Annotated in this window: 13 protein-coding genes; 4 read left to right on the forward strand and 9 right to left on the reverse strand. The window is 71.7% G+C overall.

Going from position 1 to position 11,974, the window contains the following annotated elements; translation table 11 throughout:
• Positions 1–34: 34 nt before the first annotated feature.
• Positions 35–802 carry an SDR family NAD(P)-dependent oxidoreductase gene (locus ACIRSU_RS28325; protein ID WP_403797782.1) on the forward strand — a complete coding sequence of 256 codons (768 nt, stop codon included), beginning with the start codon at positions 35–37 and terminating at the stop codon, positions 800–802.
• A gap of 192 nt (positions 803–994) precedes the next feature.
• Here the strand turns inward: ACIRSU_RS28325 and ACIRSU_RS28330 are convergent, their stop codons facing one another.
• Positions 995–2,488: a hypothetical protein gene (locus tag ACIRSU_RS28330; RefSeq protein ID WP_403797784.1), complete on the reverse strand. Its 1,494-nt coding sequence runs from the start codon at positions 2,486–2,488 to the stop codon at positions 995–997.
• Between the two features lie 260 nt (positions 2,489–2,748).
• Here ACIRSU_RS28330 and ACIRSU_RS28335 point away from each other — a divergent pair, with 260 nt between their 5' ends.
• Together ACIRSU_RS28335 and ACIRSU_RS28340 are read left to right on the forward strand one after the other, a co-directional pair.
• A complete protein-coding gene (locus ACIRSU_RS28335) occupies positions 2,749–4,611 on the forward strand; it encodes an endonuclease/exonuclease/phosphatase family protein (protein WP_403797787.1) in 1,863 nt (620 codons plus the stop codon).
• Positions 4,612–4,648: 37 nt separating this feature from the next.
• Positions 4,649–5,095, forward strand: coding sequence for a GNAT family N-acetyltransferase (locus ACIRSU_RS28340; protein WP_403797790.1), 447 nt, complete (start codon positions 4,649–4,651; stop codon positions 5,093–5,095).
• A gap of 5 nt (positions 5,096–5,100) precedes the next feature.
• On the opposite strand, the gene ACIRSU_RS28345 is transcribed toward ACIRSU_RS28340, so the two are convergent.
• The 4 genes from ACIRSU_RS28345 to ACIRSU_RS28360 form a co-directional block, all read right to left on the reverse strand.
• A complete protein-coding gene (locus tag ACIRSU_RS28345; protein ID WP_403797793.1) occupies positions 5,101–5,838 on the reverse strand; it encodes an SDR family NAD(P)-dependent oxidoreductase in 738 nt (245 codons plus the stop codon).
• Positions 5,839–5,945: 107 nt separating this feature from the next.
• Complete coding sequence (dapD, locus tag ACIRSU_RS28350; protein ID WP_403797795.1) at positions 5,946–6,929, reverse strand: 2,3,4,5-tetrahydropyridine-2,6-dicarboxylate N-succinyltransferase; 984 nt, start codon at positions 6,927–6,929, stop codon at positions 5,946–5,948.
• A 44-nt stretch (positions 6,930–6,973) separates the two neighbouring features.
• Positions 6,974–7,570 (reverse strand): TetR/AcrR family transcriptional regulator, encoded by a 597-nt coding sequence (locus tag ACIRSU_RS28355; protein ID WP_403797798.1) that lies wholly within the window; start codon positions 7,568–7,570, stop codon positions 6,974–6,976.
• Positions 7,570–7,890 (reverse strand): DMT family transporter, encoded by a 321-nt coding sequence (locus ACIRSU_RS28360; RefSeq protein ID WP_403797801.1) that lies wholly within the window; start codon positions 7,888–7,890, stop codon positions 7,570–7,572. The genes ACIRSU_RS28355 and ACIRSU_RS28360 overlap by 1 nt, the downstream gene beginning before the upstream one ends.
• Before the next feature lie 62 nt (positions 7,891–7,952).
• Between ACIRSU_RS28360 and ACIRSU_RS28365 the strand changes: the two genes are divergently transcribed.
• Entirely contained in the window at positions 7,953–9,017 is a 1,065-nt protein-coding gene (locus ACIRSU_RS28365; RefSeq protein WP_403797804.1) for an oxidoreductase, read from the forward strand.
• Between the two features lie 100 nt (positions 9,018–9,117).
• Here the strand turns inward: ACIRSU_RS28365 and ACIRSU_RS28370 are convergent, their stop codons facing one another.
• Genes ACIRSU_RS28370 through sufC form a run of 4 tightly spaced genes read right to left on the reverse strand, consistent with a single transcriptional unit; the run spans position 9,118 to position 11,968 of the window.
• Complete coding sequence (locus tag ACIRSU_RS28370; protein WP_403797807.1) at positions 9,118–9,456, reverse strand: metal-sulfur cluster assembly factor; 339 nt, start codon at positions 9,454–9,456, stop codon at positions 9,118–9,120.
• Positions 9,453–9,926: a Fe-S cluster assembly sulfur transfer protein SufU gene (sufU, locus tag ACIRSU_RS28375; RefSeq protein ID WP_403797810.1), complete on the reverse strand. Its 474-nt coding sequence runs from the start codon at positions 9,924–9,926 to the stop codon at positions 9,453–9,455. Before sufU ends, ACIRSU_RS28370 begins: the two co-directional genes overlap by 4 nt.
• A gap of 12 nt (positions 9,927–9,938) precedes the next feature.
• Entirely contained in the window at positions 9,939–11,207 is a 1,269-nt protein-coding gene (locus tag ACIRSU_RS28380; RefSeq protein ID WP_403797813.1) for a cysteine desulfurase, read from the reverse strand.
• Positions 11,204–11,968, reverse strand: coding sequence for a Fe-S cluster assembly ATPase SufC (gene sufC / locus ACIRSU_RS28385; protein WP_403797816.1), 765 nt, complete (start codon positions 11,966–11,968; stop codon positions 11,204–11,206). The genes ACIRSU_RS28380 and sufC overlap by 4 nt, the downstream gene beginning before the upstream one ends.
• Positions 11,969–11,974 lie beyond the last annotated feature (6 nt).

Below are 11,974 nucleotides of genomic sequence, written 5' to 3' on the forward strand. Positions count from 1 at the left end.
TATAAACGGCACTTGAACAGAAAGGCGATCCTCCATGAACCTGCCCCCGCACGGTAGGCGCGTACTGGTCAGCGGCGCGTCGCGCGGCCTGGGCCGGGCGGTGGCCCGGGCCTTCGCGGCCAACGGCGACCGGGTGTGCGTGCATTACGGCTCGCGCGCCGACGAGGCCCGCGCGACCCTCGACTCCCTCGACGGCACCGGCCACACCCTGGTCTCCGGCGACCTCGCCGACCCGGCGGAGGCCGCCCGGGTCGCGGAAGCGGCGGCCGAGGCGCTCGGCGGCCTGGACGTCCTGGTCAACAACGCGGCCGTGAACCTGCCGCACCCTCCGGCGACGACGCCGTACGAGGAGTGGGCGGAGCTGTGGCAACGGCACGTCTCCGTGAACCTGCTCGGCACCGCGTACCTCAGCCACCGCGCGGCGCACCGGATGATCGAGGCCGGCGCGGGCGGCCGCATCGTCAACATCGGCTCGCGCGGCGCCTTCCGCGGCGAGCCCGACCACCCGGCGTACGGCGCCACGAAGGCCGCCGTCCACGCGCTCGGCCAGTCCCTGGCCGTCGCCCTCGCCCCGCACGGCATCGCGGTCGCCTCGGTGGCGCCCGGCTTCTTCGCGACGGAGCGGGTGGCGCCGAGGCTCAGCGGCCCGGAGGGCGAGGCCATCCTCGCCCAGTCGCCGTTCGGCCGGGTGGCGAGCCCGGAGGAGATCGCCGCGGCGGTGCTGTGGCTGGCGTCCCCGGAGGCCGAGTGGGCCTCGGGGACGGTGCTCGACATGAACGGGGCGTCGTACCTGCGGACGTGACGAGGGAGGGCGCCCGTCCACGTGTTGTGGGCATTCGTCCCGCTGGGGGTCCCCCCCAGGGCGAAGCCCTAGGGGGAGGGACGGGTGGGCACAACCCACGACGGACGGTGCCCGTCCCCTCGTACGTGCAGCGCGACGGCCTCACGGCGCCGGCCCACGAGCCGGGGGTCGGGCCCTGCTACACCCCGACCGTCAGCCCCGCGACCTCGCCTTGAAGGCCGCCTTGCGGGCCTCCTTCGCCGACGGCTTGTCGCGGTGGAGGCGGCCCATGGCGTCGAGGACGTCGGCGGTGGCCGGGTGGTCGACGCGCCAGACCTCCTCGAAGAAGCCGCCGTGACGGCCGGTCAGGCCCTCGATGAGGTCCTGGAGTTCTTCCAGGTCGCCGTCCGCGTCGAGGTGGGCGGCGATGGTGTCGACGGCCAGCCAGAAGATCATCGACTCGGGCGGGGCCGGGATGTCCGCCGCGCCGCGCTCGGCGAGCCAGACCCGGGCGAGGCCGCCGAGTTCGGGGTCGCCGAGGACCTCCCGAACGGCCGGTTCGGCGTCCGGGCCGACGAGGGAGAGGGCCTGCTGGGCGTGGAGCCGGCGCAGCGGGGCGCCGGGGTCGCTGCCGCGGGCGGCGGCGAGCAGCTCGCCGGCCGCGGTGGCGGCGTCGCGGGCGGCGAGCCAGCCGGCGGTCTCGGCGCGGGCGGCGGCCTGCGGGTAGTGGGCGAGGCCGTCGAGCAGCACGTCGGCGCCCTTGTCGGCGAGTTCGCCGACGGCGGGAGCGGTGAGGCCGGCCTCCAGCATCCGGGCGCGGACGCCGTAGAGGCCGAGCGGGGTGAGCCGGACCATGCCGTAGCGGCTGACGTCCTCGTCGTCGAAGGGCGCGGCGGCCTCCGCCGTGCCCTGCTCGCCCTCCTCGACCATCAGGGCCTCGTCGACGGGCCGGTACTCGACGAGGCCGATCGGCTCCAGGATCCGGAACTGCTCGTCGAGCCGCATCATCGCGTCGGAGACCTGCTCCAGGACGGCGTCGGTGGGCTCGCTCATGTCGTCGGGGACGACCATCGAGGCGGCGAGCGCGGGCAGCGGCACGGGCCCGTCGCCTGCGCCGCCTTCGGTGACGGTCAGCAGGTAGAGGTTGCCGAGCACGCCCTCCAGGAACTCGGCCTCGCCCTCCGGGTCCCAGTCGAGGGCCTCGAAGTCGATCTCGCCGTCGGGGCCGACGAGCGCGTCGAGGTCGTCGAAGTAGGGCGCGGCGGCGTCGGAGAAGACGGCGTCGAAGCCGTCGAGCCAGATGGCGAGGACGTCCTGCGGCGAACCGGCGGTGAGCAGGCCGAGGTTCTCGCCGACGGTGACGGTGCCGGCCTCCTCCTCCCCGCTGCCCGCGGGGCCCTCGCCGTCGGCCGTGTCGTCGGCGTCCTCGGGGTCGTGGACCTCGACGAGTCCGGTGTCGACGGCGACCCGCCAGGCCTCGCTGGCGTACGCCTCGCCGTCCTCGTCGCCGGCCAGGCCGAGGGCCTCGGCGGCGGCGGGCAGCTGCTCGTCGACGAGTTCGCCGCCGGCGCCCACCCGGGTCTCCGGGCCGGCCCAGCGGGCGAGCCGCACGGCGCGGGTGAGGAGGGGGGCGGCCAGGGCCTCCCGCGCCAGCTCCGCGTCCGAGGGCAGCCGAACGGGGGGAAGGGTCGGGTGGTCCGGTGCCATGTCGGGTGTTCTCCTCGGCGATGGGGTACCTCCCGTGCCGTTGAGGCCACGGGGGAGGGCGGGGACGGGACGGTCGCGCGCCGGCGCGGCGGCAGGGCGGCGCGGCCTTCAGCGTAGACGCATTCCGGGGGCGGTCCGCCGGTTCATCGGGGCGTCAGCCTTCGTACACCCGTCGACCCTTGACAAGGGGGCTGCTCTGCATCGAAATTGACGCGCGTAGATCTTTCGATCGTTCGTCCAAATCCCCACGGAGTGCCTTGATGCCTTCCTCCATACCGAGATCCGCGGCCGTCGCCGCCGTCGTCTCCGCCGCCCTCGCCGCCGGTCTGCTCGGCGGCACGGCGGCCTCCGCCGACGAGGCGGTGACCGCCGCGACCGTCGCCGGCGCGGCCGTGCCCGCCCGGATCCACGACATCCAGGGCACCACCCGCACCTCGCCGCTGGTCGGCAAGCAGGTGACCGGGGTGACCGGTGTCGTCACCGGGGTGCGCACCTACGGTTCGCGTGGATTCTGGATCCAGGACCCGGACGCCGATGACAACCCGGCCACCAGCGAAGGCATCTTCGTCTTCACCAGCTCCGTCCCGACCGTCGCCGTCGGCGACGCGGTGAGCGTCAACGGCACGGTGACCGAGTACGTGCCCGGCGGCCTGAACTCCGGCAACCAGTCGCTGACCCAGATCTCCAAGCCGGTCATCAAGGTCGTCTCCAAGGGCAACGCGGTCCCGGCCCCGGTCACCATCTGGTCCGGCTCGGTGCCCGAGGCGTACGCCCCGGCGGGCGACCCGGCGGCCGGCGGCTCGATCAACGGGCTGACCCTGGACCCGGAGACGTATGCCCTGGACTACTACGAGTCCCTGGAGGGCATGAACGTCGAGATCGGCTCCTCGCGCGTGGTCGGCGCCACCGACCCGTACTCCGAGCTGTGGGTGACGGTGAAGCCGTTCGAGAACGACAACAGCCGCGGCGGCACGGTCTACGGCTCGTACGACGCGCAGAACACGGGCCGGCTCCAGATCCAGCAGCTCGCCCCGATCTCGCAAGCGCCTTTCCCGAAGGCGAACGTCGGCGACTGGCTGACCGGCACCACCGAGGGCCCGCTGGACTTCAACCAGTTCGGCGGCTACACGCTGGTGGCCCGCACGCTCGGCGAGCACGTGGACATGGGCCTGGAGCGCGAGGTGACGGAGCGCCAGCACAAGAACGAGCTGGCGGTCGCCACGTACAACGTGGAGAACCTCGACCCGACCGACCCGCAGGAGAAGTTCGACGCGCTCGCGAAGGCGGTCGTCGAGAACCTCGCCTCGCCCGACATCGTCGCCCTGGAGGAGATCCAGGACGACAACGGCGCCAAGAACGACGGCACGGTCACGGCCGGCGAGACGCTGAAGAAGTTCACGGCGGCGATCGCGGCGGCGGGCGGCCCGGCGTACGAGTGGCGCTCGATCGACCCACAGAACGGCAAGGACGGCGGCGAGCCCGGCGGCAACATCCGTCAGGTCTTCCTCTTCAACCCCGCGCGGGTCTCCTTCGTGGACCGCCCGGGCGGCGACGCGACCACCCCGGTCGCGGTCACCGGCACGAAGGGCGACGCCCACCTCACCCTCTCCCCCGGCCGCATCGACCCGGCGAACACCGCCTGGGAGAACAGCCGCAAGCCGCTCGCCGGTGAGTTCCGCTTCCGCGGCCGCACGGTGATCGTGGTCGCGAACCACCTCACCTCGAAGGGCGGCGACGAGTCGATCGTCTCCCAGCACCAGCCGCCGAACCGTTCCTCCGACGCCAAGCGCCTGCTCCAGGCGCAGGCCGTCAACGCCTTCGTCAAGGACATCGAGGCCGTCGACAAGCAGGCGAACGTGCTCGTGGTCGGCGACATGAACGACTTCGAGTTCTCCGGCACCACGCAGGCGATGACCGACGGCGGCGCGCTCTACCCGGCCATGCTGTCGCTGCCGGAGAGCGAGCGCTACTCGTACGTCTACCAGGGCAACAGCCAGGTCCTCGACCAGATCCTGACCAGCCCCGGCGTGCACCACTTCGAGTACGACTCGGTGCACATCAACGCGGAGTTCGCGGACCAGAACAGCGACCACGACCCGCAGGTGCTCCGCTTCCGCCCGTAACCGGAGGCGAAACGCACGGGTGTGCGAGACTGCGGCCGTGATCCTGCGCCCCGCCACCCGTGCCGAGCTGCCCGCCGTCCTCGCCCTGCTCGCCGACGAGGAGCGGGTGGTGGACCCGGCCTCGGTGACCGTGACGCCCGCCCACGAGCGGGCGTTCGCGGACATCGAGGCCGACGCGCGCAACGAGATGCTGGTGTTCGTCGACGACGACGGCCTGGTCGTCGGGTGTCTCCAGGCCACGTACATCCCGGGCCTCGGCAAGGCCGGCGCCGAGCGGGCCCTGATCGAGGCCGTACGCGTCCGGGCCGACCGCCGCGGCGGCGGGCTCGGCCGCGAACTGATGCGCCGGGCGATCGCCCGGGCCCGCGACCGTGGCTGCGGGCTGGTCCAGCTGACCAGCAACAAGTCCCGGACCGAGGCCCACCGCTTCTACGACTCCCTGGGCTTCGCCCGCAGCCACGACGGCTTCAAGCTGCTGCTCTGACCGGGCTAGCCCAGCAGGTGCCCGCCGCCGTCCACCAGCAGCACCTCGCCCGTGATGTACGAGGCGTTCGCCAGGTCGTGAACGGCCTCGGCGATGTCCTCGGGGCGGCCCACCCGGCGCAGCGGCACCACCGAGGCGACGTGCTCCTTGGCGGCGTCGGCGCCCTCGACGCCGTCGAACCACGGGGTGTCGACGAGCCCGGGCGCGACCGCGTTGACCCGCAGCTCGGGGCCGAGGGTCTTGGCGAGCAGCTTCGTCATGTGGTTGACGGCGGCCTTGCTCACCGCGTACGGGATCGAGCTGCCGCCGGGCCGGACGCCGGCCTGGGACGAGATGTTCACGATCGCGCCACGGGTGGCGCGCAGGTGCGGGACGGCGGCGGTGATCGTCTGCCAGACGCCGATGACGTTGACGTCGTAGAGGAGCCGCCACACGTCGGGCGAGGCGGCGGCGAGGTCGTCGTGCGGGATGAAGCAGGTGGTCCCGGCGCTGTTGACCAGGAGGTCGAGCCGGCCGAAACGGGCCACGGTCTCCTCGACGAGCCGGGCGGCCTGCGCCTCGTCGGAGACGTCGGCCTGGAGGTAGTGGGCGCCGGGCAGTTCGGCGGCGAGCTTCTCGCCGGCCTCGACGGAGCGCGCGGAGTTGACGACGACCCGGTAGCCGGCGGCGGCGAGACGGCGGGCGACGGCGGCTCCGATCCCGGAGGACGAACCGGTGACGAGGGCGACGCGCTGTTCACTCATTGCAGTTTCTCCATGTCCTCCTGTCGCGCAGGGGGATCATGCCAGACGGCCCGCCGCCCCCGGCGGTGAATTTCCGGGGGCGACGGGCCGTCTCACGGCGCCGAGCCTCAGTTGTGGCTGTGCAGGATCTCGTTCAGGCCGCCCCAGACCGCGTTGTTCGGGCGGGCCTCGACGGCGCCGGTGACCGAGTTGCGGCGGAAGAGGATGTTGGAGGCGCCGGAGAGCTCGCGGGCCTTGACGATCTCGCCGTCGGGCATGGTGACCCGGGTGCCGGCGGTGACGTACAGACCGGCCTCGACGACGCACTCGTCGCCGAGCGCGATGCCGACGCCCGCCTCGGCGCCGATCAGGCAGCGCTCGCCGATGGAGATGATCACGTTGCCGCCGCCGGACAGGGTGCCCATGGTGGAGGCGCCGCCGCCGATGTCGGAGCCGTTGCCGACCACGACGCCGGCGGAGATGCGGCCCTCGACCATGGAGGTGCCGAGGGTGCCGGCGTTGAAGTTGACGAAGCCCTCGTGCATGACGGTGGTGCCGGCGGCGAGGTGGGCGCCGAGGCGGACGCGGTCGGCGTCGGCGATGCGGACGCCGGCGGGCACGACGTAGTCGGTCATGCGGGGGAACTTGTCGATCGAGGTGACCTGGAGGTGCAGGCCCTCGGCGCGGGCGTTGAGCCGCACCTTCTCGATGTCGTCGACGGCGACCGGGCCGAGCGAGGTCCAGGCGACGTTGGCGAGCAGGCCGAAGACGCCGTCCAGGCTCTGGCCGTGCGGCTTGACCAGGCGGTGGCTGAGCAGGTGCAGACGCAGGTAGGCGTCGTGCGCGTCGAGCGGCTTGTCGTCCAGGGAGGCGATGACGGTGCGGACGGCGACCACCTCGACACCGCGGCGGGCGTCCACGCCGAGGGCCTTGGCGGCGCCCTCGCCGAGGGCGTTCACGGCCGCGTCGGCGTCGAGCCGCTCGGTGCCGGCCGGGCCGGGGGCGTCGGTCAGCTCGGGGGCGGGGAACCAGGTGTCGAGAACGGTGCCGTCACCGGCGATGGTGGCGAGGCCGGCGGCGACGGCGCCGGTGGAGCGAGGAGCAGTGGTCATGACGGAAAACCTAACGGTCGGGGCCGGGCGCGGGCCAACCGGTCTCAGGTGGCGGTCGGCTCCGTGGGCGGTTCCGACGAGGTCCCGGCCCGCGCCTTCGGGTCTTCGTTCAGGATCCGGGCGAGCATCTCCCGGGCGTACTCCTCGTCGTACGGCGCACCGGTGAGCAGCACCTGGAGGCTGATGCCGTCCACGAGGGCGACCAGGGCGCGGGCGGTCGCGGGTCCGGTGCGCGGGGCGAGTGCGGAGACGACCTCGTCGGCCCACTCGGCGGCGACGGGGCGCAGGGCGGGGCGGCGCAGGGCGGCGAGGTAGAGCTCGTACTCCAGCTCCACGCCGGTGCGTTCGGCGGCGAGCCACTCCCCCATGAGCGCGGCCAGGCCGGCGGCCAGATCGGGCGCGGCGATCTCGGGGCCCTGCCGGAGGCGGGCGCCGAAGGTGCCGTTGACCCGGTGGAGCGCCGCGACGAGGAGTTCGTCGAGGGAGGCGAAGTGGTACGTGGTGGAGCCGAGCGGCACGTCGGCCTCGGCGGCGACGGTGCGGTGGCTGAGGCCCGCGAGTCCGGCCCGGCCGACCACGCGCAGCGCGGCGTCGACGATGCGCTCGCGCCGGTCGGGGTCGTGGCGGCGGGGGCGGGCCATCAGTGCGCGCCGCCGAGGTTGAGGACGGCGACGCCGGCGATGATCAGCACGATGCCGGCGATCTTGGCGGCGCCCAGGCTCTCGCCGAGGAAGAGGTAGCCGATGGCGGCGACGACGGCGGTGCCGACGCCGGACCAGATGGCGTAGGCGGTGCCGACCTGGAGCGTCTTGAGCGCCCGGGAGAGGAGCACGAAGGAGACGAGATAGCCGGCGCCGGTGAGCAGTGAGGGCCAGAGCCTGCTGAAGCCCTCGCTGTACTTCATCGAGGTGGTGGCGAATATCTCCGCCGCGATGGCGCCCGCGAGCAGTCCGTATCCCATGTGTACGAGTGTACGCATGCATGTGTACGCCCGTACGCATGGGCTGCCGATACGGTGTGCCCATGACATACGCCCCAGGACCGTACGGCTACGGCTACCCGCCTCCGCCGCCCCCGCCGAAGCCCGGCGTGATACCCCTGGCCCCGCTGGGCCTCGGCGAGCTCCTGACCGGGGCCTTCAGCACCTACGGCCGCTACTGGAAGCCGCTGATCGGGGTCGCGGTGGCGGCGTACGCGGGCGAGGCGGTCCTGGTCGGCGGCGGCCTGCTGCTCGCCTACAACGCGGTCAAGGACGACCTCGACCGGCTGACCCACCTGCCCGCGCACACGAGCCCGGACTTCGCCGACGTCCAGTCGCTGGTCGTCGCCTTCGGCTGCGTCTGGTTCGTGGGCATGCTCGGTCTGCTCGTCACCACCGGTCTCGTCGGCGCCGCCGCGCCCGCCGTGGTCCAGGAGGCGGTGCTCGGCCGCCCCATCGGCTTCGTGGCGGTCTGGCGCCGCGCCTGGTCGCGGCTCGGCTCGGTGATCGGCTCGGTGCTGCTCTCGGCGCTGGCCACGCTCGTCCCGATGCTGCTCTTCATGGCCGGCTTCGTCCTGCTGATCGTGGGCATGATCGCGGGCATCGGCTCCTCGGAGTCCGACGCCCCGCCCGCGGCAGCCCTGGCGGGCGTCGGCGGCCTGCTCTTCCTCCTCGCCCTGCTGACCGTCCCGGTCTGCCTGTGGCTCTGGGTGAAGTTCAGCCTGGCCCCGGCCGTCGCCGTCATCGAGAACCAGGGCCCGATGGCCTCGCTGCGCCGCTCCTCCACCCTGGTGCGCGGCGACTGGTGGCGGATCTTCGGCTACGGCCTGGTCGCCGCCCTGATCGTGGGCCTCGTCAGCTTCCTGCTGCAGCAGGTCCTCTCCCTGGGCAGCGCGTTCTCGATGCCCGTGTACGCGCCCGGCCGGACCGCCACCCCCGGCGAGGTGCTCTCCGCCGTGTTCGGCTCGATGCTGGTCCTCGGCTTCGTCCAGATGCTCGTACAGGCCGTCCTCGCCCCGTTCCAGCCGCTGGTCAACGCGCTGCTCTACGTCGACCAGCGCATCCGCAAGGAGAACCTGGGCCCGGTCCTGGCCCAGCAGGCCGTCTGAACAGCGCCGTCCGAACAGCGCCGTTTGAACAGCGCCGTCCGAACAGCACGAAGGGCCGCACTCCCACAGGAGTGCGGCCCTTTCGTACGACCTGCGACCGTCAGACGTTGAAGCCCAGCGCGCGCAGCTGCTCGCGCCCGTCGTCCGTGATCTTGTCCGGGCCCCACGGAGGCATCCAGACCCAGTTGATCTTCAGCTCGCTGACGATGCCGTCGGTCGCGGCCTTCGCCTGGTCCTCGATCACGTCGGTCAGCGGACAGGCCGCCGACGTCAGGGTCATGTCCAGCGTCGCGACGTTCGAGTCGTCGATGTGGATGCCGTAGATCAGGCCCAGGTTGACCACGTCGATGCCCAGCTCGGGGTCGACGACGTCGTACAGCGCCTCGCGGATCTCTTCTTCGGAGGCCGGCTTCATGACGGCCTCGGCGTTCTCGGTCATGCCGACTTCCTCACAGACTTCTGGTCGTCCCCACCCAGGACCTGGGCGGTCGCGTCCTTCCACGCCATCCAGCTGAGCAGCGCGCACTTCACCCGGGCCGGGTACTTGGAGACGCCGGCGAACGCGACCGCGTCCTCCAGGATCTCCTCCATGGCGTCGTCCGGCTCGATCTGGCCCTTGGACTGCATCAGCTCCAGGAAGGTGCCCTGGATCTTCTGCGCCTCGGCCAGCTCCTTGCCGACGAGCAGCTCGTTGAGCACGGAGGCCGACGCCTGGCTGATGGAACAGCCCTGGCCCTCGTACGACACGTCCTCGATGCGCTCGCCGTCGTACTTCACCCGGAGCGTGATCTCGTCACCGCAGGTCGGGTTGACGTGGTGCACCTCGGCGTCGCCGGGCCGCAAGCCCCGCCCGTGGGGGTGCTTGTAGTGGTCCAGGATGACGTCCTGGTACATCGAATCCAGCTTCACAGGTCAGCCGCCCTATCCGAAGAAGTTACGGACGTGCTCCAGGCCCTCGACCAGGGCGTCGACCTCGGCCGGAGTGGAGTACAGATAGAACGACGCTCGCGTGGTCGCCGGAATTCCGTACCGCAGGCAGACCGGGCGCGCGCAGTGGTGACCGACGCGGACGGCGATGCCCTGCTCGTCGAGGACCTGGCCCACGTCGTGCGGGTGGATGTCACCGAGCGTGAAGGAGATCGCGGCGCCGCGGTCCTCGGCCGTGGTCGGGCCGATGATCCGCAGGTCCGGCACCTCCTGGAGGCGCTGGACGGCGTACTCGGTGATCGCGTGCTCGTGGCGCGCGATGTTCTCCATGCCGATCGCCGACAGGTAGTCCACGGCCGCGCCGAGGCCGACGGCCTGGGCGATCGGGGGCGTACCCGCCTCGAACTTGTGCGGGGCCGGCGCGTAGGTGGACGAGTGCATCGATACGGTCTCGATCATCTCGCCGCCACCGAGGAACGGCGGCAGGTCCTCCAGGAGCTCCTGCCGTCCCCACAGCACGCCGATGCCGGTCGGGCCGCACATCTTGTGGCCGGTGAAGGCCACGAAGTCGGCCTGCAGCGCCTGCACGTCGAGCACCATGTGCGGGGCGGCCTGCGAGGCGTCGATGCAGACGAGGGCGCCGACCTCCTGGGCACGGCGGATGATCGTCTCGACCGGGTTGATCGTGCCCAGCAGGTTCGAGACCAGCGTGAAGGAGACGATCTTGGTCTTCTCGGTGATGACCTCTTCGATGTTCGACAGGTCGAGGCGACCGTCGTCGGTGAGGCCGAACCACTTCAGCTTCGCGCCGGTGCGCTGCGCGAGCAGCTGCCAGGGCACGATGTTGGAGTGGTGCTCCATCTCCGTGATGGCGATCTCGGTCTCGTGGTCCACGCGGTAGGGCTCGTCGGCCCAGCCCAGCATGTTGGCCACGAGGTTGAGCGACTCGGAGGCGTTCTTGGTGAAGATCACCTCGTCGCGGCTCGGCGCGTTGATGAAGGCGGCGACCTTGTCGCGGGCGCCCTCGTACAGCGCGGTGGCCTCCTCGGCGACGGTGTAGACGCCACGGTGGACATTCGCGTTGTGCCGCTCGTAATAGGCGTTGAGAGCGTCGAGGACCTGGCGCGGCTTCTGCGAGGTCGCCGCGGAGTCCAGGTACACGATCTTCTTGCCGTCGTGGACCAGACGATCCAGCAGCGGGAAGTCCTTGCGGATCGCCTCGGTGTCGAGGAGGCCGGTCAGCCCCTGATGGGCGGAAGTCACGCGGATGCGCCACCCTTCACGTACTTGTCGTAGCCCTCGTTCTCCAGCTGGTCGGCGAGCTCGGCGCCGCCGGACTCGACGATGCGGCCGTTCGCGAACACGTGCACGAAGTCGGGCTTGATGTAGCGCAGGATGCGCGTGTAGTGCGTGATCAGCAGGGTGCCGACCTCGCCGGTCTCGCGGACGCGGTTGACGCCCTCGGAGACGATGCGAAGGGCGTCGACGTCGAGGCCGGAGTCGGTCTCGTCGAGGATCGCGATCTTCGGCTTGAGCAGCTCGAGCTGGAGGATCTCGTGGCGCTTCTTCTCACCGCCGGAGAAGCCCTCGTTGACGTTGCGCTCGGCGAAGGCCGGGTCCATCTGGAGCTTCTCCATGGCCTCCTTGACCTCCTTCACCCAGAGGCGCAGCTTCGGGGCCTCGCCACGGATGGCGGTGGCCGAGGTGCGCAGGAAGTTGGAGACCGAGACGCCGGGGACCTCGACCGGGTACTGCATGGCCAGGAAGACGCCGGCGCGGGCGCGCTCGTCGACCGACATCTCCAGGACGTCCTCGCCGTCGAGGGTGACGGTGCCGCCGGTGATCGTGTACTTCGGGTGGCCGGCCAGCGAGTACGCCAGGGTCGACTTGCCGGAGCCGTTGGGGCCCATGATGGCGTGGGTCTCGCCCTGCTTCACGGTCAGGTCGACGCCCTTGAGGATCTCCCGGGGGCCGTTCTCGGCCTCGACGGAGACGTGCAGGTCGCGGATTTCAAGCGTTGCCATGGGTGA

Origin of the sequence: Streptomyces sp. NPDC101160 (assembly GCF_044768205.1) — a bacterium.
GTDB lineage: Bacteria > Actinomycetota > Actinomycetes > Streptomycetales > Streptomycetaceae > Streptomyces.